This window comes from Acinetobacter sp. CY79 (assembly GCF_059515845.1).
The window spans coordinates 45,496-68,053 of the sequence record NZ_JCAKMY010000002.1 but is presented as its reverse complement, the minus strand read 5'-3'; the positions used below and the strand labels follow the sequence as shown (position 1 = coordinate 68,053).

The window sequence follows — 22,558 nt, the reverse complement described above, 5'->3', positions numbered from 1 at the left end:
TATGGTTGAAATTTATAAAATCTAAGTTTGTGCATTTATCTCAGCTTGCTTTTGCGTGATCGGTGCAAAGCGATTCAACAAAAAACCAAAGATCATGGCGAAAATGTACATAAAGATTGAATAAATCGCAGCAGGCATGGCAATCGGGGTGCTATGTAAAATTGTAAGAGCAATGGTCATGGAAAGTGTACTGTTATGAATCCCGATCTCGAATGCGCATGCTCGTGCTTGAAAGCTTGGAATGCCAAAGAATCGTGGTAAGAAATAACCCACACATAAGCTAGCGAAGCAGAATAAAGCCGTTGCAAGACCGACTTGACCGATATAATTCATCATATTTGCACGTTCGGAGTAAATTGCGCCGATTACAATCAGAACTAAAAACAGCACCGCAAAAATACGAACAGGTTTTTCTAATTTATCAGCAATATTCGGTGCATAACGTCGCACCAACATACCGATACTGACAGGAATTAAAATAATCGCAAAAACTTGTAAAATTTTACTGAATTGTAAACCAATTTGCGTGGAGTCTTGAATAAAATGATGAATCGCAAAGTTAACAATCAGTGGAAGCGTCACAGCGGCGATAATGGCATTAATCGCAGTTAATGTAATATTTAAAGCCACATCTCCACGGAATAAATAACTAAACAGATTGGCTGTTGCTCCACCTGGTGATGCTGCCAATAAAATCAGACCCACTGCCAAAAGTGGTGGCAAATTCAACACCTTGCAAATTAGAAAAGCGATTGCAACCAAAATCACCAATTGTGAAAACAGTGCAATCAACACGGCTTTAGGGTGTTTGGAAACACGAGCGAAATCTTTGAGTGTGAGTTCTAAGCCTAATCCTGCCATGACAATGGCAAGTGCAAGTGGCAAAAAAATTGTGATTAATCCATTATCCATATATTCGTCCTGAATAGATTATTGTTTTAATTTAGGAATTCGATCTAATATTCGAATATTATTGAGCTTCAGTTTTAGCTTCTAAATCAAAAAAAAGCAATCAAATCGTTAGAAATGATTGCTTTAAGTGACATGAGTTGTGACTAGGGTTTATTTGGAACGACCGATTAAGTCTTGGGCATCGGTGGTGCATAACCTAGCGCGCATTTTCCTTTATAGTCTTTTCCTTCAATATTAATCGATTTAACATCAGCATCCGTTTTACAGCTCGAAATTAACGGCTCCTCAGTCCCTTTTAAACCTGTTGCATTACTTGGAAAAAATTGCGTTTGACAGGTGCCATTCCAAATGATTCCTTTATATGGAAAACTCACTTCGGCACCTTCAGTTTTTCCTTTACAGACATTTTGATACTGTTTGGCGTTATAGGTGTTTTCAACCTTATCATTTGCAAAACCAGTGGTCGTCATCGCCATGCAGATACATAAAGGCATGAATATTTTTTTGAAATTCATATCGTCTATCCTTGTGCTGAGTTAACTTTTAATATGCTATAAAAATAAGCAATACAATGACATGGTAATGATGTAAATAATTCATTTTTACATGTATCTAATCATGAATGGAACATTCCTATTTTGAGTTGAAATACCTTTACCAATCATGAAATCTTTTAAATCAACTGTAATCGTCGGTTGCGAATTAATGCAAGAGAATGTGCCTCTTGTGTTTTAAAATTTGCTATAATTTCCAGTCATTATTTTTATCTCCTAAATACCACTATGCATTATCCTAAAGTTTACGATGTCATTGTTATCGGTGGCGGTCACGCAGGTACGGAAGCGGCTTTGGCTGCAGCACGTATGGGACGACAGACATTGCTCCTTACTCATAACATTGAGACTCTAGGGCAGATGAGCTGTAATCCCGCGATTGGTGGTATTGGTAAATCGCATTTAGTCCGTGAAATTGATGCTTTGGGCGGTGCAATGGCACTGGCTGCCGATAAAGGTGGTATTCAGTTCCGTATTCTAAACTCACGTAAAGGTGCTGCGGTACGTGCGACGCGTGCGCAGGCTGACCGTGTACGTTTTAAAGCTGCGATTCGTGAGACTTTAGAAAACCAAGCAAATTTAGACATTTTTCAGCAAGCTGCTGATGATTTAATCGTTGAAGGCGATACCGTTAAAGGTGTAGTCACTCAAATGGGAATTCGCTTTGATGCGAAAACTGTAGTACTGACAGCAGGAACATTCTTGGGCGGTGTGATTCACGTAGGACTCGAAAAATCGAGCGGTGGTCGTGCAGGTGATCCACCTTCAATTTCATTAGCTCATCGTTTACGTGAGTTGAATCTTCCTGTAGGTCGTTTAAAAACGGGTACGCCACCTCGTATTGATGCGCGTTCCGTTGATTTCTCTGTGATGACAGCTCAGCCGGGTGATTTTCCATCTCCTGTAATGTCATTCATGGGTGATGCTTCAATGCATCCTGAACAAGTAAATTGCTATATCACGCATACCAATGAAAAAACACATGACATCATTCGTGGTGGTTTAGACCGTTCACCGATGTATACCGGTGTGATTGAGGGTGTAGGTCCACGTTACTGCCCATCGATTGAAGATAAAATTCACCGTTTTGCCGATAAAGACTCTCATCAGGTATTCCTTGAGCCTGAAGGTTTAGATACGCATGAGCTTTATCCAAATGGTATTTCAACATCGCTTCCATTTGACGTTCAGTTTGAATTAGTGCGTTCAATGAAAGGTATGGAGAATGCACACATTCTTCGTCCAGGTTATGCGATTGAGTATGATTACTTCAACCCACAAGCGTTGAAATTCTCTTTGGAAACTAAAGCCATTAATAATTTGTACTTTGCTGGTCAGATTAACGGTACAACAGGTTATGAAGAAGCGGGTGCGCAAGGTCTACTTGCCGGCTTGAATGCTGCACGTCGTGCATGGGATCAAGAGCAATGGACACCGAAACGTGATGAAGCGTATATGGGGGTATTGGTTGACGATTTAATCACGTTGGGTACCAAAGAACCGTACCGTATGTTCACATCACGTGCCGAATATCGTTTAATGCTTCGTGAAGACAATGCGGATCAGCGTTTAACAGCAATCGGTCGTGAACTTGGCTTGGTAGATGATACGCGTTGGGCGTCTTATTGTGAAAAAATGGAAGCAGTCGAGCGCGAAACTGGTCGTTTACAACATCTATGGGCTGCACCCAACAACCCAATGGGTAAAAAGTTTGTAGAAATGACAGGTGCTGATCTTTCTAAAGAATGTTCTGCAATTGATCTATTGAAACGCCCAAATATCAACTTTGCTCAAATCGCAGAATTGACAGATTCTGAAGTAACGCCATTTGTCGGTGAGCAAATTGAAATTGCAGTGAAATATGCAGGTTATATTAACCGTCAGCATGAAGATGTTGCTCAAATGAAGCGTTTGGAAGATACCAAGATTCCAGCTGATTTTGACTACGATATTGTCTCTGGTTTGTCTCGTGAGATTACTTTGAAGCTTAAAGATGTTCGCCCTGAAACACTTGCTCAAGCAAGTCGTATTCCAGGCGTGACACCTGCTGCAGTTCAATTGGTCATGATTACAATTCGTAAGAATGCTCAGACGAAAAAGTCTGCTTAAGTTGTAAATTCTACAGTTGTAAATTCTTTAGTTATAAAATAACAGTTAAACAAAAGCCTGCAAATTGCAGGCTTTTTCAATTTTTAGTCTTTCATACCAAAATTAAAGATTAGTTAAGCTGTTTTAATTATTTTTCATACTGGATTTACGATGCTACTTTATTTTTACACCAACAACGAGAGGTAAGCATCATGACTAAAAAAGCGATTCGCTATAATGGCTATGAACTTGCATGCTGTATGATGCAATGCTAAATATTCATTTATGCATCAATCTAAAGATCAATCATCTACAACAGATGCCGGGGTTAAACACTGTTGTAAATCCTAACCATATAAAAAGATTTTGATTTTAGATAACCATCCTAAAAATTTTAGATAGAGCCGAATTAGGCTCTTTTTTTATGCGGATTTTTAGAATAAAAACATAAAGTAAATGTGATTATTCAATTTCATGTACTGCATTGAAGACATTGAGCGGTTCAATACGAATAATTTTCTTACCAAAGCTTCTTAGCCACCACACCAATTGAGAAGTAAAGGGAACACTGGCACTGACTTTGTACAAATCATCTGAAATTTGCGTAATGGTTTGCTCTCTACTGAGCTGGCTTTCGGAAAAATATAATGCATCGGCTTCATTCATGATCAATTCAAGCTCAACATGCTCAGTCGGTTTATCAAAATCAACACGGAAGCCTAAAGCACCTGAATCAATATAAGCATCAATATCAAAATTCACAGGGTGGAGGGCACGTGTATCAAGTACAGAAGCAGATTTAAAACGATGAAGTGCAAAGGTTTGAACTTCAGTTTTATCATGACGAGTACAAATGAGATAAATAATCGAACCCTTCTGAACTAAAGCAAGCGGATTCAGAATATAACTACGATCTTCACCCAATGGACCACGAGCGCGATAGACACATTCAATTTGCTTATCTTGCAATAAGCCTTCATAAATCGCTTGCTGTGCATATTTTTCAACCACAGGCGGAATCAGGGGTTGATTGGCAGGGACAATACGAACACGGTTAATCCACTGGCGAACGTTATTTTGAGTTGAAAGGCTACGACGAGCCAAGTCAAACCAAGGGTTCATTTCTTCGATTAGGCTGGGTGGGAGTAAATGTTTTAAATGTTCTTCAACCATCATAAATGTCACAGCTTGAGAGCTGGTCATATGTGGTAAGCTTTGGATAGGCGCATCTGAGCGCCAACGCCAGCCTTGTGGTACGGTTTTATTACTTTCAATAGGAAAGCGCTGAGAAATTTGATTTAAGTCTCGTTGAATGGTACGCAAGCTAATTTCGATACCTTCACGCTCAAGGGTTTCTTGAAGTTCACGTGTTCCCATCCACTTTCCAGTCGAAAGTCGAGAGAGAATTTGCCATTGTCGATACAGGCTATTTGAGGTTTCTTTTTCTTGTGATGACATAATCTAATATTAACAATGACTTTAAATTTACTCTGACACAATAAGAAAACTGAGTCAGATTATCAAGCCTCAATTTTCTATATTTAGAAACAACTTAAATCAATAAACACATTGAATGGATCTTCTAGATCAGTAATTAATAGAGATAAGCCAATGTTTTGTTTGTTTGGCACTCAATTTGCTTAATGACTTAATGACTTAATGAATTGAATAGAGATAATAATTTAAAATAATGATGAGGTCTGTATGCTTAAAGAGGATAAAGATACAACTTCGAATGGTTTTACAACAAAGACGCAAGTTGCGTTTGAAAAATCAGTAAAAATCGAAGTAGAACATAACAGTACAGCTTATTTATTCGACCATTTAAAATCAGAATTTTTTAATGAAATGTTGGATGATGCGAGTATTTCAGGTGAATCATCTAAAAAGATTGAATCATGGCTATGTGAGCGAAGTCTGGATGAGCTCAAAGCATTAAACTTAAAAGCCAAAGAGCATTTTATACATCAAGGTATCACTTTTACTGTTTACGATGATCAAGAAGGCACCGATCGAATTATTCCGTATGATTTAATTCCGCGTGTGATTGCTAAACAACAATGGACAAAAATAGAGCAGGGTTGCGCGCAAAGGGTGCAAGCATTAAACCATTTTTTACATGATATTTATCATCATCAAGACATTTTGAAAGACGGTATTATTCCAGAGCTCCCAGTGCTTACGCATGAAGCATATCAACCATTAATGTGTAATCACACATTGAAAGGGAAAATTTATAGCCAAATCAGCGGTATTGATATTGTTCGAGATAAACGAGGAGATTTCTTTGTTCTGGAAGATAATTTAAGAACACCGTCTGGTGTTTCTTATATGTTAGAAAGCCGTAAGATCAGTGAAAAATTAATGCCTGAACTTTGTCAAAAAAGTAATTTGATGGGCATTGAACAATATCCGCAACTACTAAAAGAAATTCTGATTGAAAATGCATACGTGGATCAGCCTTTTATTGTCGTGCTGACCCCGGGGCGTTATAACAGTGCATTTTATGAACATTGCTTTTTAGCAAGGGAAATGGATGTACCTTTGGTAACAGGAAGTGACCTTTTTGTTGAAAACTGCAAGGTTTATGTCAAAACGGTTTGGGGGAAACAGCAAGTCAATGTTATTTATAGACGTTTAGATGATGTTTACTTAGATCCCTTATTCTTTATGCCGACGAGTACTCTAGGTGTTCCGGGCCTAATGTCTGCCTATTTACACCATAATGTCGTCATTGCGAACGCACCAGGTACAGGTGTAGCTGATGACAAATCGATCTATCCTTATGTAGATCAGATGATCAAATATTACTTGGGCGAACAGGCGATTTTAAAAAATGTACCGACGTATCAGTGTCGCGATCCCGATGCCTTGGACTATGTCAATCGAAACTTAGATCAATTGGTGGTTAAAGAGGCGCAAGGTTCAGGTGGTTATGGCATGTTGATTGGACCTCAGTCGACCTCGCAAGAGATTGATACTTTCCGAATCAAGTTGCTAGCCAACCCACATCATTATATTGCTCAGCCCACGTTAGCACTTTCCGTTGCACCGACCATGACCGATTTTGGTATTGCGGAAAGACATATTGACTTACGACCTTTCGTTTTAAGTTCGCCGTATAGAACTGAAATTGTGCCTGGTGGTTTGACACGTGTAGCGATGCAACAAGGATCGCTGGTGGTGAACTCTTCACAAGGTGGTGGCATTAAAGATACATGGGTCGTTGACACACCTCATTCCTAATGAAATCAGGACAAGGACATGATTATTCTAAACAGTAATGCACAAAATATTTATTGGGTCGGCCGTTACCTTGCTCGTATTCAAGATTTATGCGGTCAATTCCCATTTCAAAATGATGAACAAGCTTTAGCCTATGCACATGCATTTTGCCTTCCAGCATTTAATGCAAGTTCACTGAATGAATTGGTGATGAGTCCAGAACAGCCTGCATCGTTCTACCAGCAATTCCAATTGGTGATCAATAATATTCAAGACCTGCGCGGTGTACTTTCAATTGATGCTTATTGTGAATTGAAACACATGATTGATACAGCAAAATTCAATGCAGGGCTTATTTGCACGGTTGTTGATGAATGTAGCGATGTGCTTGAGTCTGAAAATGAAGATATTTTCCTATTTTTCAGTATGGGACAACTGTTTGAAAATCTGGATCGCCAAATACGCTTAAACGAAAGTATTGATCAAACGATTCAATCACTCAGTGCTTTGATTGAAATGTTGAAAGCAAAGGGTTGGGATAGTATTGATGAAGCATGGCAACATTTATTGCATCAACGTAATGCGCACAGCTTTTATCAATTAAATGACCAAGTTCAATGTTTATTTGAGGTGGATGCATGAAAGTGATGATTAATCATCAAACCCACTATGTCTATACTGAGCAAGCTAAAAACAGTATTCAATACATTAAAATGACACCGCAAAATAATACACATCAGCAGGTGTTATCTTGGGGGATCAGTGTGCCGGGTTTAGTGCAACAACAATTAGATGCCTTTCAAAATGTCTGGTTAACCAGTTCACAGCGATTCAGTTATCAAACGATGACGATCATGGCTCAAGGAACGATCGATATTCAGCAAGATTATGCTCAGGCGATTGAGATTGGTTTAAGACCCAGTATATTTTTGCAGATGACGCCGAGTACGGTCTGTGATGATCAAATGATTCAATTCGCTCGAAGCTATGTACCCTATACGAATCATCAAAATTTAGTTCGATTGTCTGAGGCCCTATTGCAATATATGCCTTATATCAGTTATAGCACTCAGGTAACGACGACAGCACTTGAGGCATTTCACCATCAACAAGGGGTTTGCCAAGATCACAGTCATGTCTTTATCGCGATGTGTCGAGCATTGGGTATTCCTGCTCGCTATGCATCAGGTTATCTTTATGTTCCTGAGTCCATTCATTTGGCAAGTCATGCATGGGCAGAGGCATTTGTAGATGGTAAATGGCATACTTTTGATGTGAGTAATCAAAAATATACACCGAGTTCACATATTTATATTGCAATTGGTCGTGATTATTGGGATGTTGCACCTATTAGAGGGGTGCGCGAAAAAGGGGGTATTGAAAGCATGAGTACAATTGTGCAAGTACTACCTTGTTAGAAAAAATAAAGGAAAAGTAATGACATACTGTTGTGCGATGCGTTTAAAAGATGGTTTGGTATTTATTAGTGATACAAGAACCAATGCTGGGGTTGATCATATTTCTGTCTTCCGCAAGTTATATACTTTTGGAATTCAGGGAGAAAGATTTATCACGATTCAAACGTCTGGAAATCTCGCAACGACTCAAGCCGTGATTGGACATTTAAAAAATCAATTAGATCTTAAGCAAGAACCCAACTTGTACAGTGTAAATACCATGTTCGAAATGGCTGAATTGGTGGGTCATACGGTCAGACGTGTGATCGCAGAAGTGACAGTGGATCAGCAAGAACAAAGTAATTATTACTGTAGTTTATTGGTCGGTGGGCAAATTTTAGGTGAAGATATTCAACTTTATAATATCTATCCTCAGGGTAACTTTATTAGTGCAACCAGTGATACGCCTTTCTTTCAGATTGGGGAAAGTAAATATGGAAAACCTATTTTAGATCGTGCACTTTCTTACGAGACAGGTTTGTCAGATGGGCTGCGCTGTGGGTTAATCTCATTCGCTTCGACTTTAAGGTCTAATGTTTCGGTTGGTATGCCTTTGGATGCCGTGATTTATCAAAAAGGTTCTCTGATTATGCCAGCGGGTAAGCGTATCTATGAAGAAGATGCTTACTTTACCCATATTAGTAAGCGATGGTCTGAAACCTTAAAACAAGGTTTGCAAGAACTTCCAGCACCGACTGATGATTACTTTCATTAAGATGATTGTGTATTAAAAATTCTCATGTTTCATACCTTTACTAATGATTGCATGTTAATCTCAAATTCTACGGATAAGAATAAGAGTTCATCATGCATCAGTTCTGTTATGCAAGTGAAAGTACATCTGATAAAAAAAGCTTGCTGAAAAATCTGACGATAATACTCAGTGAAGCTCGTGATTTTAATTATAAGCACCAGATATCAGGTGTTTTGTATTATGCCAATGGCTATTTTTTTCAGTACTTAGAAGGTGAGTTAGAAATCCTGAATCTGCTGTTAAATAAATTAAATAATGATTCAAGGCATGACAATATCAAACTATTTGCAATTAAATCTTTAGAACAGAGATTATTCCCAGATTGGTCTATGAAATATATTTCTAGAAATCACCAGATTCATCAATTTTGTCAGTCTCTAGGTTTTGATGGTTTTAAACCACATTTTTTTCAACAAAATCATGTTGATGATCTGATTTTTTTCATGGTCAATACAGCGTCGGTTGAACTTGTAGACAATTAAAAAAAATCCAAGCAATGCTTGGATTTTTTTGTATGACTTAGATTTTTATTCTTTTAGGTCGCTGACTCAATCGACACAGTAATTCATAGCCAATGGTTCCATTGGCTTCAGCAACATCATCCACTAATCGCGTCGCACCCCAAAGTTCAACTGTCGTACCAATTTCAGTTTTCAGATTCGTTACATCAATGGCAATCATATCCATAGCAACACGACCAATAACACGTGTGAGTTGTCCATCAATCGCTACATAGTTTTGTTTTGGAAAGGCACGTGGATATCCATCACCATAACCAATGGAAACAATGGCGAGTTGCATTGCTTCATCTGCGACAAAGTGTGAACCATATCCGACAGCTTCGCCAGCTTGAATATCATTCAGTGCAATGATTTCAGCGCTAAAGGTCATCACTGGTTTTAAATCAAGATCGTGAATATTGCGATTTGCAAATGGTGTTGCGCCGTAAAGCATGATGCCTGGACGGACAAAATCAAAGTGAAGCTCAGGATATTTATAGATAGCAGCAGAGTTACAACACGATGCTAATATTGGGGCACAGTCATTTTTAATTTTTAAGAATTGACGAATTTGTTCATCATTTAAGGGATGATCGGCATCTGCATTGGCAAAATGCATCGCCAATACGCATGTAAATCCTTCAGCTTTCAGTTGATTGATTACATCTTTAATCGCATCAATTTTAAAACCTAAGCGATTCATACCACTGTTGAGTTTTACCCAGACTTTAAGTTCTTTTTGAATGTATTGAACTTTATGACGAATCAGCCATTCAACTTGCGGTGTATGATGTACGACACATTCAATATTTTTTTCGATAATGATCGGCATTTCATCTGCTGAAAAAACGCCTTCAATCAACGTGATCGGTTGTTGATAACCCAACTCACGAATTTCTAATGCTTCTTCTAAACAGGCGACACCAAAGGCATCTGTTTCACTTAAGGCTGCTAAGCAGTCTTTAACTCCATGTCCGTAAGCATTGGCTTTGACCATGCTGACGATTTTAGCGGTAGGGGCAAGTTGTTTGACACGGTTTAAATTATATTGAAGTGCTTGACTGTCAATATAAACTGTTGCTTGGCGCACCTGAGTGACTCCTTCAGGGTTTTTAGGAAAAGACGAAGATGAAGAGGGTTACTCTTCATCGTCATATTGAGCATAGTATTCTGGAGAGAGATTACTGAATTTAGTGTACTGACCTTCAAATGCAAGGCGTACAGTACCAATTGGACCATTACGCTGTTTACCAATAATAATTTCAGCCGTACCAGCCTCTTTGGATTCTTTGTTATAAACCTCATCACGGTAAATAAACATAATCAAATCGGCATCCTGCTCGATCGCACCCGATTCACGTAAATCCGACATCACTGGACGTTTGTTTGGGCGATTCTCAAGAGAACGGTTAAGCTGAGATAGTGCGATCACAGGACACTGCATTTCTTTGGCTAATGCTTTTAAGCTTCGTGAAATTTCACCAATCTCACCCACACGGTTGTCACCCATGCCAGGGACTTTCATCAACTGAAGGTAGTCGACCATAATACAGCCCAGTTTTCCACCATGCTGTTTGGCAATCCGTCTTGCACGGGCACGCATTTCTGTCGGCGGGAGTGCTGATGAGTCATCAATATAAAGATGCTTTTCTTGTAGTTGTAGGATGGTGCCAGTCACCTTAGACCATTCCTCGCCATCCATTTTACCTGAGCGTAAATGACCTTGGTGAACACGTCCCCAAGATGAAATCATACGCATGGCAATCGAATCTGCTGGCATCTCCATGGAAAATACAAGTGCAGGTAAATTTGAGTTAAACAACACACTTTCAACCAAGTTCATCGCCAGTGTTGTTTTACCCATAGAAGGACGTGCAGCAACAATGATCATGTCGCCTGCTTGCATACCTGAAGTTTTGTTATCCAGCTCTACAAAGCCTGTGCTTAAACCTGTAATGCTACCTTCCATTTGGGAAAGTTCATCCAGTTTAGTAATTAAGTCAGCTGTGACGCTACTGATTGTCTTAGGGCCTTGGGCTTTTGCATTATTATTATGTTGTTCTGCAATGGAGAAGATATTGGTTTCAGCCATATCTAAGATTTCACTGACTTCACGACCTTTGGTGTCATAAGCATTCTGTAAAATCTCATTACCGACTTTAATCATATTTCGTAGCGTAGCAAATTCACGAATTTTGGTCGCATAAGTTTCTAAGTTGTAGAAACTGGCAGGGGAGTCCGCCATCAATTGCATCAAATATTCTTCACCGCCGATGGCATCGAGCAAGTTCTGTTTAATGAGCCAGTCATTGACCAAAACAGCATCATAAGGCGAGCTTTCTTGAGCGAGTCTTTCAATTGCGCGATAAATATATTTGTGACGCGTTGCGTAGAAATCATTTTCAGTCAGTACATCACTGACTTGTTCAAATGATTCGGCGACTGTCATGAGGGCAGCGAGTACGGCTTGCTCAATAGATAAATTATGTGGAGGCGTACGAAATTCTTTTAATGGACTTGACTCATTCTTTTTCGAATCATCATTAAATTTTTTTGAATTTGCAGTGGCGGTCGCCTGAGACATATAAACCCTTGATTTTTAATATAACGATTAAACTAAATTGAATATGGCTTATCTTAATAGAAAAGTCATAAACTTGGTATGGATAACTGAATTATCAATCATGGATTGAGCTTAAATCTAAAAAATTCAATTGCGCAAATCACAAATTTTAGAGATAAAAAAAGAGCATGCAAAAGCATGCTCTTTTTTTTGCAAGAAATTACTCAGATACGATCGTAACGAGAACTTCAGCAACAACATCATGGTGCAATTGGATTGCGATGTTGAATTCGCCAGTGTGACGAAGTGCACCGTTCGGTAAACGAACTTCTGCACGGTCAACTTCTAGACCAGCGTTTGTTAACGCGTCAGCGATATCACGAGTACCGATTGAACCGAATAGTTTACCTTCATCACCAGCTTTCGCAGTGATTACGATGTTAACTTCGTCCAATTGATCAGCACGTGCTTGAGCTGCAGCTAAAACATCAGCTTCAGCTTTCTCAAGTTCTGCACGACGAGCTTCAAAAGCAGCAGTATTAGATTCTGTAGCTGCAACAGCCATACCCTGAGGGATAAGGAAGTTACGACCATAGCCAGCTTTTACTGAAACTTTATCGCCTAGTTTACCTAGGTTTTTAATGCGTTGTAATAAGATAATATCCACAGCTCAACCTCACTTATGATTGTCAGTGTAAGGAATCAAAGACAAGTAGCGAGCTTGTTTAATCGCAAGCGCTAATTGACGTTGGTAACGAGCTTTAGTACCTGTAATACGGCTAGGAACAATTTTGCCGTTTTCAGTAATGTACTGTTTTAAAGTATCGATATCTTTGTAGTCGATGTAAGCAACTTTCTCAGCTGTAAAGCGGCAGAACTTGCGACGACGGTAAAAACGTGCCATTGAATGTTCTCCTTATGCTTCAGCAGAGTCTTGAGCTTGTTGTGCTTCTTCACGTTGAGCTTTACGCGCACGTTTTTCTTCAGCACTCTTAGCCAATAAAGACTCTTCAGTGATTGCGTTTTCACGACGAATAATAACGTTACGAAGAATAGCATCGTTGTAACGGAATAATTCTTCTAATTCGTTAAGCGTAGTTTGGTTACATTCAACGTTCATTAAAATGTAATGCGCTTTGTGAATTTTGTTAATTGGGTAAGCCAATTGGCGACGGCCCCAATCTTCAAGACGGTGAATTTGACCTTCAGCATCTTTGATGTGAGAAATGTAGCGTTCTACCATTCCCACAACTTGATCGCTTTGGTCTGGGTGTACCAGAATTACGATTTCGTAGTGACGCATTGTCAGCTCCTTACGGTTTTATGCAGCCCCTAACATAATTGTTAGAAGCAAGGAGTCACAATTAAAGTTATCTAAAAGATAATAAAATTGCGTCGCAAAAAATTGCGAAGCTGTATTTTAGGTAGATTGAGTAATGATTACAAGCTAAAGTTCAATAAAATAGCAGTTTTAAAGATATTTTACGGCCACTATTGAGTTCTATTCAGAATTAATAGTTAATCTCGATGTGTATCCTGAAGCAGGAAGATCACATTTCCTTTAAAGAGTGGATCGTTATTTGGGAAATGTCCATCCCAAACACCGTGTTGGACATAACCAATCTTATAGGGCAATTTCAGCTTGGAAATACGCTTTAAATAGCGTTGATAATTGGGAATGGTCGTTGTGCCTTGATAGGTCTGAATCACCATTTCATCGATATTTTCTCTCAATAATTGGAGTGTTTGTTGATCTTGGATATTGGTCCAATCCATTAAACTGGTCATACTAAGCTGATATTGTCTAGGTAGCTTGGCCCTGAGTTTTTTAAGAAAAAGGGCATAATCTTTTAAATGTTTGGTTCGGGCATCAAAATCAATTTGAATACCTATAATCTGGTTGCCTGAGTTTTCCCATTGATGAATCCGTTTTAGGATTTTATCTAATTCTTGATCTTGCCAATTCAGGTGATAATTTCGAAAAACTAACCAAATCTTTTGATGTGGAATTTTAACGACGGGAATTCCTTGGGGAGTCAAAATAGATTGCTTGGAACGTTTATCGACTCTGACTTCACCTTGTAAAATATAGACTTCTTTTGCTTTGGTTAAATACGGGGCAGTTTTTATATTTCCCCAAATCCAGAATGAATCAAAATCATCTGCATTGATCTGATCTTGAGATGAAGCAGATTGACTTGGATGGCATGCCAATAAACCACAGCAGAAAAATAAGCATAACATCCAAGTTTTTTGCATAAACATTTAAAATTACCAATAATATTTCAAAGATTTAGCCCACGTGGTATTTGGGTAATTTTGTTTAATTTGATCAAACCACTGTTTACGAACGGGTTTGGCAACATCTTGATCACCACATTCATTCATACCACTCGGTGAGTAGCACATAATGGCTCTATACAATGCATATGCATGTAATTCTCCGGGGCTACCTGCTTGAATAATGTTTTTATAAATATTTCCACGTGCAAATGATTTTCCTTGAAAAGTATGTTGAGCGCTTTCAGCAGTCATTTGATAGGGGAAACCATAGTGAGATTGACGTGTGTACTCTCCTAAGCAGACATTTAACAATGGATCTCGAGGAGATTTTTCTAATTGATTGGCTAAAGTCTGTAAATTAGAACATTTGAGCTGAGTGGTAATGCTAGAACCATTCCAAATAAAGTCTGCGAAGGGTGGTTTTTCTTGATATTTTTTATCAGCATCAAAGCTTTTGTAGAGTCCAGCATCTTTGGGTAGGTGCGAATAATAGCGGTTAAACAAAGCATAATTTTGATAATTTAAGGACTTGCTCAATAGGGTATAGAGCGCAGCTTGCTTCTGCTCTATAGTTGCTTGATTATTTTGAATAATGTTTTCTAATGATTTTTCATTGGCTTTATATAAGATAAAACGTTTTTGTAAATTGGCATGGCTAATCAGCGGTTTATTGCCAATGAATGCATTCACATTCTGTTTTTCATTCATGTGATTTGAATATGCAGTTTCAAATAAGCTACGTTGATACGTATTTTTTGATTGATTCAACATCTTTGCCCAATGTTGTTCAGCTTGTGCAACATTGGTTTTATCTAAGATGAGTCCTTTCAGAAAAACCTGACTCAGCTGTAAATAATTATTCAAATTTGAAGATTGTGGTAAATATTTCAAAGCTTCTTGGGGCTGCTTTTGGACATAGAGTAAATGCACAGCTTGCAGATATTTAAATAATTCAGGCTGATTTTTAAAAATATCTTTTTGAGCATTCAATGCATTCCAAGTGATGGGCTTGTATCCGTTCGCAGACGAATCACGCATATGCATCAAATTGTAAGTGGTTAAAAAAAATGGATCGTTTAGATTTTTTACATTGAAATATTGACTGTTGAACACTCGACGATCAATTTCGGCAGGTAACTCATTGAGATCAAGATTGTAGTATTTAGATTTAGGATTATTGATTTGCCAAACAATTTCATTCACCAATAAATCTTGTCTGCCTGTTAACCAAAAACCACGTCGCATCAATCCACGAGCGCTAGCAACATATTGTCCATTTGGATAGGTTTTAAGGTATTGGGTAATCTGATCTAAAAATTGTTTGAGTAGAGTCTGATCTATTTTGTCTAGATCAAGATCACCATATTCATTGGTAGCAGATGCAAAAGCTGAATTTAAGTGCGTTCGAATCAGCATATATTGTGACGTTTCTTTTAACCATGCGTCATCAACCTGTGCTAATACTGAATAAATTTTAGTCGCTGTGGAAAAGTTAGTATTATAAAAGGAGATTGAAGCATTTAAATAAGAGGCATATTGTCTTGCAGTTGCAGACCATTCTGAGTTGATCGGGATTAGCGCCAATTGATTTGTACATTCTAAGATTTTATTGCGCTCAGAAATTAAAATTTGCTTTTCTGCAGCAGAAATATTTTTATTCGAATTAACGTGTTGGATGAAATTGTCTTTGCCACTGATGATGCTGTTGCAACGTTCATCATAAGCTTGCTCTTGCTTTGATATTTTAATTCTTTGATTGGCTATTCGGTTTTCAGTAGTAGGAATGCCTTCGAATGGCGCTTGAGCATAGGCTGAAGTCCACAATACTTGATTAGTTGGAGCAGGGGTAATCGTAGCTAAACCTAGATCACTTAATAACCACAGCATATTGGTTTGATTGTCATTGCCTGGTACAAGTACGGGTAAATTACTACATTTATTATATTTAGAAGCATTCAAATAAAAATCAGGCTCACAGACATCTTCAAATCCTGCGTGTGCGCTTTGACTATAAAAAAATAAGGGAAGAAAAGTGCTAAAGAGTGTTTTAGAAATAAATAAAGATTTAGCTTTCATTATAATTGAGAACGTTGTAATTATGGGCTAAATGATAACAATAAGATCAAAGATTAAAAATAGCGAAAAGATTGTTTTTGAAAATTTGAATGGTGATAAAAGCTGAAATAAAAGATAGAGTAAAACTCTATCTTTTTAAAAAAATACAATCTGTGTCATAGGTGCCTTAGAAGTAAAACTAAAGCAGATGCTAATCACGGTAATCAAGATGACTGAAAATAAGAATGTTTTTTTAGCCCAAAGCTGGTCATCTTTGGCTTTAAAACCAATAATGCTCAGATAAAGCCAGTAAAAACTTAAAGCATTCAATACAACAAGATAAACCCAATTCGTATAACCGAATACGAATAAACCATTCATGGCAACAATAAACAAGATGACATAGATCAGTGACTCTATTTTCGTACGCTGAATAGAGCGTGCGACAGGTAGAATCGGGATACCTGCATTTTTGTAGTCATCAAAGCGATAAATTGCAATTGCCCATGAATGGGGCATTTGCCACAGTGCATATCCTAAGAAGATAAACAATGCGCCTAAATCGAATTGGTTCGCTACAGCGGTATAGCCAATTACCGGTGGTGCTGCACCAGAAATACTGCCTACAACCGTTTGGTGAATCGTTGTTCGTTTTGTCCATAAGCTATAAAAGCCAACATATACGACAAAACCAATAACGGCAAATAAGAATGCGTACGCATTTACCCAAAACCATAATATGCCAAAACCAAGTATGCCAAGTACAATTGCAAAAACAAAAGCAACTGGAACAGAAATGGATTTTTTAACCATTGCACGATTTTGTGTGCGTTGCATATTTTGGTCGATGTCTTGGTCAATAATGTTATTAACCACACATCCAGATGCAACAACGAGTGTTGTACCAAGAAGGGTAAGAAGCAGGAGAAGGAAATCTACAGAACCTTGGGCAGCTACAAAGTAGCCACCCAAAGTGGTAACAAAGTTACCAAAGAGAATTCCTGGCTTAGTCAGGAATAAATACTTTTTAAACATGCCGATCAGTTTAGATCATCATGTTTGAATGTAAGTAGTTCATGATCCATACAGAACCAACTAATAAAACTGCAATCGTTAGAATTGTATAGATAAATGCAATCACGTTCCAACGTTGCTCAGCAGATGAGTTCATGTGCAAGAAGTAAACTAATTGTACAAGTACCTGAGCAACGGCAGTAATACCGATAACTGCAACAATCGCACCACGGCTAAAATCTTCGCTATTCATTGCCATGTAGAAAGGAACTACAGTCAATAAAATAGAAACGATAAAACCAACCGTGTATTGTTTTACATTACCGTGTGAAGCATCAGCAGCATTATGGTCATGACTCATTATAATACTCCCATCAAGTACACTACGCTAAATACGCAGATCCATACGATGTCAAGGAAGTGCCAGAATAAGCTTAGGCAAGCAAGACGACGCGTGTTAATTGTAGTCAAACCATTTTTCTTGATTTGAATCATTAAAACGATCATCCAAACTAAACCTGAAGTTACGTGGATACCGTGCGTACCAACTAAAGTAAAGAACGCAGATAAGAACGCACTTACGCTTGGACCGTGACCAGCGTGAACTAAATGATTAAATTCATAAAGTTCCATGCCGATGAAGATTGCACCAAATACAAAAGTAACGCCGAGCCAAGTTAATACTTGACCTACATTTTTCTTGTATGAAGCAAGTACTGCAAAACCAAAAGTCACAGAAGAAATCAAAAGCGCAAAAGTTTCAGTTAAAACGAAACCTAAAGAATCTGCAAAAAGATCCTTTGCACTTGGTGTGCCAGCTGGAATATGACTGCTTAATACAGCGAACGCGATGAAGAGTGTACCGAATAAAATCAAGTCACTCATCAAGTAGGTCCAGAAACCAAAGACAGTGATGTCAGTATCATCGTGATGATGCTCATCGTGCCCGTGGTTGTCGTGATGAAGTACTTCAGCCATATCCTTAGTCCTTCTTCAAGTGTTTTTCAAGTAATGCATAACGTTCGTTTTCGATACGTTCAACTTCAGCAGCAGGAACATAGTAATCCACTTTCTTAGTGAAAGAAGACACGATGAAGCTGATGACAGAAGCGATGAAAGTAACGACAACTAACCACCAAATGTGCCAGATTAACGCGAAGCCCATAACAGTGATGAACATTGCGATAACAAAACCAGCAGCACGGTTTGTTGGCATGTGAACGTCTTCATATTTAGTCGGACGAGCATAAGCTACGCCATTCTCTTTATCAGTCCAGAAGCGGTCAATACCATTCGCTTCAGGAAGTACTGCAAAGTTATAGAACGGAGCAGGAGACGAAGTCGCCCATTCGAGTGTACGACCATCCCATGGATCGCCAGTCACATCTAAAGTTTTCTCGCGTTGTAAGTAACCTACAACAATTTGCAAGATGAAACACGCAATACCACAAGCAACCAATACAGAACCGAAAAGTGCAATTGCAATGTACGGATCCCATTCTGGGTTATCGTAAGAGTTTAAGCGACGAGTCATACCCATGAAGCCAAGGATATAAAGTGGCATAAACGCAAAGTAGAAACCGAAGAACCAGAACCAGAAGCATGCTTTGCCCCAGAACTCGCTTAACTGCCAACCGAACATTTTCGGCCAGTAGAACGTGATACCAGCAAACATACCGAATACTACACCACCAATAATTACGTTATGGAAGTGAGCAATCAAGAATAAAGAGTTGTGTACAAGGAAGTCCGCAGGTGGAACCGCCATAAGTACACCAGTCAAACCACCGATACCGAAAGTTACCAAGAAGCCAACTGTCCAATACATTGGTGATGTGAATGTAATACGACCCTTATACATGGTGAATAACCATGAGAAGATTTTAACACCTGTTGGGATCGCAATAATCATGGTCATGATACCGAAGAACGCGTTAACGTTGGCACCTGCACCCATCGTGAAGAAATGGTGAACCCATACAACAAACGCAAGAACTGTAATCGCGATAGTTGCATATACCATTGATTTGTAACCGAACAATGTTTTGCGAGAGAACACTGACGTGACTTCTGAGAAAATACCAAAAGCAGGTAAGATCAAGATATAAACTTCTGGGTGACCCCAAGTCCAAATCAAGTTTACGTACAACATTGGACTACCGCCCATGTCGTTTGTAAAGAAGTGGAAACCGAAGTAACGGTCAAGCGTTAACATTGCAATTGTTGCAGTTAATACAGGGAATGATGCAATGATCAATACAGAGGTACATAAAGATGTCCATGTAAAGATCGGCATGTCCATTAGACCCATGCCAGGCGCACGCATTTTAATGATGGTTACAAAGAAGTTAACACCAGTAAGAAGTGTACCTAGACCAGAAATCTGAAGTGCCCAAATATAGTAGTCGACGCCAACACCTGGAGAATATTCGATACCAGACAGTGGAGGGTAAGCCATCCAACCTGTTGCAGCGAATTCACCAATTGCTAGAGAAGCCATCATTAGACCCGCAGCACCAGCGAATAACCAGAAGCTTAAAGAGTTTAATAATGGGAAGGCAACGTCACGAGCACCAATCTGTAAAGGTACAGAGATGTTCATTAAGCCTACCACTAGACCCATTGCAACGAAGAAGATCATAATTACGCCATGCGCAGTAAAGATCTGATCGTAATGTTCAGGGTGTAAATAACCTTCACCGCCACCTTTTGCAAGGAACAGTTGAAGACGCATCATGATCGCATCTGCGAAACCACGCACAAGCATGATTGTCGAAACGAGTAGGTACATGATACCAATTTTTTTATGGTCTACTGATGTGAACCATTCGTTCCACAAGTAGCCCCATTTTTTGAAGTAAGTGATACCTGCAACAATTGCGATACCACCTAAGATCATCATTGCAACTGTAGCCAATACGATAGGATCGTACGGAATTGCATCTGGACCTAACTTACCTAATAAGTTCATGTCTTATTCCCCCACAACTTGAGAAGCAGGTTGTTCGGCATTAACAGTAACTTCAGAAGCAGCAGTATCATGTGCATTTGCATCTACAGCAGTCGCTGAGTGATCAGCACCATGGTAGTTGCTCATATACTTATTGATCACTGATTCGAACAGCTTAGGTTCTACTGAAGAGTAATAAGTCACTGGGTGTGGCTGAGTAGGATATGGCTTCATTGCTTCTGCTGCAGCCTTTTCTTCAGGCGTAGATGCTTTAGCGATGATTGCTTCAATCTGTTTCTTACCACGGTTACCATCACGCAAGGCTGCAAATTCAACTTTGTCTAGGATACCTTTTTGTACAGCATCAGCATTTACAGAAGTACCGTTACCCGCTTTAACAGCAGATACCCATTCAGCAAATTGAGCATCAGACACAGAGTGAGCTAGGAAGCGCATTTGTGTAAAGCCGTAACCTGAGTAGTTCGAAGAGAAACCACGGTAAACGCCTTGGTTATCAGCCAACATGTGAAGTTGAGTTTGCATACCTGCCATTGCATAAATCTGACCCGCTAACTGAGGAATGAAGAATGAGTTCATTGTAAAGTTAGAAGTGAGATTGAAGTTAACAGGAGTTTTTTCTGGGAAACGTACTTCGTTAACTGTTGCAATGTTTTGTTCTGGATAAACAAAAATCCATTTAAACTGTTCAGCAATAACCTGAATCGTTAATGGAGCTTTATCGCTTTCAATTGGACGGTAAGGGTCATACTTGTGAGAACCCCACCAAGTTAACCATGCAAGAATACCGATAATAATTACGGGAATACCCCAAACGACGATTTCGATCGCAGTAGAGTGTGCCCAAGTAGGTTCATAGTCTGCATCTTTATTTGACGCGCGATATTTCCAACTAAACCACAATGCCATAAGCGCTGACGGAATAACCACCAACAGCATTAAATAGATCGCAGTCATCATCAGATCAGATTGACCTTGAGCGACTGGACCTTTTGAGTTTAGAAGTACCATATCACCACCACACCCTGTTAAGAGTGTAGCGATCGCAGATAAAGACAATACAGCTAAAATTGTTTGTCTCATTTTACAACCTCGGTGAAGAGTCCCATTCCCTAATAAATTATGGGATAGCGATTAAAGTGCTCCATGATTGAAAATTCATATTCTCAATGCATGAATCTTATCAATCATTAAGCACCGCTACGTTGTAGGGCATTATGCCCTAATCAATCCAACTAAGCTATACATAAAGTGGCATTAACTCGTTGACTTAAACCCGATTTTTTTGGTCAGGATTACATTGTTTTGATTATTTTTATTGATAAAAATCAGATATATAAAAAAAGGATGCTGAAGCATCCCTTAGTGTAATTTTAACGCTTTACGACTTTCGTTTTTGCTAATTTGTCGTGTAAAGTTTGACGCTTTTGACTTAATGCAAATACATGATCAATAATCGTAATGAATGGCATAAAAAGCATGTTTAAAATGATGAAAATCATACTTCTTAAGGTAAATGAACGCATTAAGTTCACTTTTTCACCATTATCGACATCGACGATTTGAATTTTTGCGACTTTTTTGCCCAAACTTTGACCTGTTTTCGCCAGTAAAAGTGCTTGTGCAATCAACATAATCACGATGTAGACTGCCATTGCTTGCCAAGCTTCGATTGGAATAAGATGAAACAGTTCTTGCTGAAGTTGTACCACTTGATCGGAGGATTGGGTAGCTTGCATTTTTTGTTGGATGGCTTGTAATTGAGTTAAGTCACCTTCTTTAAAGAAAAAAGATGGAATCGCAAGAGCTGGAATCCACAGCAATAAATCTAGAACTTTAGCAAAGAAACGTGAGCCGATTGATGCCAGCTCATTATTTTTTGGTTTCTTGTTCACACTGATATTTTGGATTGAGGAGTTTTGGTTAGTCGTTTGATTCGGTTGCGTATTTCCAAAAGGAGCATTCGGAACATAGCCAGCCGGTTGAAACTCAAGTTTGCCTTGTGTGAGTTCACCTAAAGCTTTCCATTCAGGCATACCTTGATACCAAGCCAAGTCTGTCAACAACACTTGTTGGCTCTGTAGCATTTGATTGATCTGCTCAACTGTATATGGCCCTGCTTGTTGATTATTTCGCGCCAAGTAAATTTGCATAAAACTAGAATCTCAAAAACAAAATACGAATG

22 protein-coding genes are annotated in these 22,558 nt (G+C 38.8%); 6 read left to right on the top strand and 16 right to left on the bottom strand.

What is annotated here, in order from left to right:
• Positions 1-21 precede the first annotated feature (21 nt).
• On the bottom strand, positions 22-912 hold the full coding sequence (locus AC5YCE_RS01205; RefSeq protein ID WP_496170554.1) for a bile acid:sodium symporter family protein: 891 nt from the start codon (positions 910-912) through the stop codon (positions 22-24).
• A gap of 167 nt (positions 913-1,079) precedes the next feature.
• A complete protein-coding gene (locus AC5YCE_RS01200; protein WP_496170552.1) occupies positions 1,080-1,427 on the bottom strand; it encodes a hypothetical protein in 348 nt (115 codons plus the stop codon).
• Between the two features lie 267 nt (positions 1,428-1,694).
• Here AC5YCE_RS01200 and mnmG point away from each other — a divergent pair, with 267 nt between their 5' ends.
• Positions 1,695-3,575 (top strand): tRNA uridine-5-carboxymethylaminomethyl(34) synthesis enzyme MnmG, encoded by a 1,881-nt coding sequence (gene mnmG, locus AC5YCE_RS01195; RefSeq protein ID WP_496170550.1) that lies wholly within the window; start codon positions 1,695-1,697, stop codon positions 3,573-3,575.
• A 441-nt stretch (positions 3,576-4,016) separates the two neighbouring features.
• On the opposite strand, the gene AC5YCE_RS01190 is transcribed toward mnmG, so the two are convergent.
• On the bottom strand, positions 4,017-5,015 hold the full coding sequence (locus AC5YCE_RS01190; protein WP_496170663.1) for a helix-turn-helix transcriptional regulator: 999 nt from the start codon (positions 5,013-5,015) through the stop codon (positions 4,017-4,019).
• A gap of 243 nt (positions 5,016-5,258) precedes the next feature.
• On the opposite strand from AC5YCE_RS01190, the gene AC5YCE_RS01185 reads away from it, so the two are divergent.
• From AC5YCE_RS01185 to AC5YCE_RS01165, 5 genes are all read left to right on the top strand, one after another.
• Positions 5,259-6,800, top strand: coding sequence for a circularly permuted type 2 ATP-grasp protein (locus AC5YCE_RS01185; protein WP_496170548.1), 1,542 nt, complete (start codon positions 5,259-5,261; stop codon positions 6,798-6,800).
• 18 nt (positions 6,801-6,818) lie between these two features.
• Positions 6,819-7,421, top strand: coding sequence for an alpha-E domain-containing protein (locus AC5YCE_RS01180; RefSeq protein ID WP_496170546.1), 603 nt, complete (start codon positions 6,819-6,821; stop codon positions 7,419-7,421).
• Positions 7,418-8,197 carry a transglutaminase family protein gene (locus AC5YCE_RS01175; RefSeq protein ID WP_496170544.1) on the top strand — a complete coding sequence of 260 codons (780 nt, stop codon included), beginning with the start codon at positions 7,418-7,420 and terminating at the stop codon, positions 8,195-8,197. The genes AC5YCE_RS01180 and AC5YCE_RS01175 overlap by 4 nt, the downstream gene beginning before the upstream one ends.
• A 19-nt stretch (positions 8,198-8,216) precedes the next feature.
• Positions 8,217-8,951: a proteasome-type protease gene (locus AC5YCE_RS01170; RefSeq protein ID WP_496126769.1), complete on the top strand. Its 735-nt coding sequence runs from the start codon at positions 8,217-8,219 to the stop codon at positions 8,949-8,951.
• 92 nt (positions 8,952-9,043) lie between these two features.
• Positions 9,044-9,472, top strand: coding sequence for a BLUF domain-containing protein (locus tag AC5YCE_RS01165; protein WP_496126770.1), 429 nt, complete (start codon positions 9,044-9,046; stop codon positions 9,470-9,472).
• 37 nt (positions 9,473-9,509) lie between these two features.
• Here AC5YCE_RS01165 and alr read toward each other — a convergent pair whose 3' ends face one another.
• From alr to AC5YCE_RS01100, 13 genes are all read right to left on the bottom strand, one after another.
• On the bottom strand, positions 9,510-10,580 hold the full coding sequence (gene alr, locus AC5YCE_RS01160) for an alanine racemase (RefSeq protein ID WP_496170542.1): 1,071 nt from the start codon (positions 10,578-10,580) through the stop codon (positions 9,510-9,512).
• 48 nt (positions 10,581-10,628) lie between these two features.
• Positions 10,629-12,074 carry a replicative DNA helicase gene (gene dnaB / locus AC5YCE_RS01155; protein ID WP_496126772.1) on the bottom strand — a complete coding sequence of 482 codons (1,446 nt, stop codon included), beginning with the start codon at positions 12,072-12,074 and terminating at the stop codon, positions 10,629-10,631.
• A gap of 199 nt (positions 12,075-12,273) precedes the next feature.
• A complete protein-coding gene (gene rplI, locus AC5YCE_RS01150) occupies positions 12,274-12,720 on the bottom strand; it encodes a 50S ribosomal protein L9 (RefSeq protein WP_496126773.1) in 447 nt (148 codons plus the stop codon).
• A gap of 9 nt (positions 12,721-12,729) precedes the next feature.
• Positions 12,730-12,957, bottom strand: a complete 228-nt coding sequence (gene rpsR, locus AC5YCE_RS01145) for a 30S ribosomal protein S18 (protein ID WP_004648825.1) — start codon at positions 12,955-12,957, stop codon at positions 12,730-12,732.
• A gap of 12 nt (positions 12,958-12,969) precedes the next feature.
• Positions 12,970-13,356: a 30S ribosomal protein S6 gene (gene rpsF / locus AC5YCE_RS01140; RefSeq protein WP_035267614.1), complete on the bottom strand. Its 387-nt coding sequence runs from the start codon at positions 13,354-13,356 to the stop codon at positions 12,970-12,972.
• A gap of 215 nt (positions 13,357-13,571) precedes the next feature.
• The gene (locus tag AC5YCE_RS01135; RefSeq protein ID WP_496170540.1) at positions 13,572-14,318 is read right to left on the bottom strand and encodes a DUF3142 domain-containing protein; all 747 of its coding nucleotides are present in this window, start codon (positions 14,316-14,318) and stop codon (positions 13,572-13,574) included.
• Between the two features lie 6 nt (positions 14,319-14,324).
• Positions 14,325-16,412 (bottom strand): PA5441 family protein, encoded by a 2,088-nt coding sequence (locus tag AC5YCE_RS01130; RefSeq protein ID WP_496170538.1) that lies wholly within the window; start codon positions 16,410-16,412, stop codon positions 14,325-14,327.
• 135 nt (positions 16,413-16,547) lie between these two features.
• Entirely contained in the window at positions 16,548-17,426 is an 879-nt protein-coding gene (gene cyoE / locus AC5YCE_RS01125) for a heme o synthase (protein WP_496170536.1), read from the bottom strand.
• Positions 17,427-17,436: 10 nt separating this feature from the next.
• Positions 17,437-17,769, bottom strand: coding sequence for a cytochrome o ubiquinol oxidase subunit IV (gene cyoD / locus AC5YCE_RS01120; protein WP_496126800.1), 333 nt, complete (start codon positions 17,767-17,769; stop codon positions 17,437-17,439).
• Entirely contained in the window at positions 17,766-18,383 is a 618-nt protein-coding gene (gene cyoC / locus AC5YCE_RS01115; RefSeq protein WP_496126777.1) for a cytochrome o ubiquinol oxidase subunit III, read from the bottom strand. Before cyoC ends, cyoD begins: the two co-directional genes overlap by 4 nt.
• 4 nt (positions 18,384-18,387) lie before the next feature.
• Positions 18,388-20,376, bottom strand: coding sequence for a cytochrome o ubiquinol oxidase subunit I (cyoB, locus tag AC5YCE_RS01110; protein WP_496126778.1), 1,989 nt, complete (start codon positions 20,374-20,376; stop codon positions 18,388-18,390).
• 3 nt (positions 20,377-20,379) lie between these two features.
• Positions 20,380-21,456, bottom strand: a complete 1,077-nt coding sequence (gene cyoA, locus AC5YCE_RS01105; protein WP_496126779.1) for a ubiquinol oxidase subunit II — start codon at positions 21,454-21,456, stop codon at positions 20,380-20,382.
• A 290-nt stretch (positions 21,457-21,746) separates the two neighbouring features.
• The gene (locus tag AC5YCE_RS01100; protein ID WP_496126780.1) at positions 21,747-22,526 is read right to left on the bottom strand and encodes an RDD family protein; all 780 of its coding nucleotides are present in this window, start codon (positions 22,524-22,526) and stop codon (positions 21,747-21,749) included.
• Between the last annotated feature and the right edge of the window lie 32 nt (positions 22,527-22,558).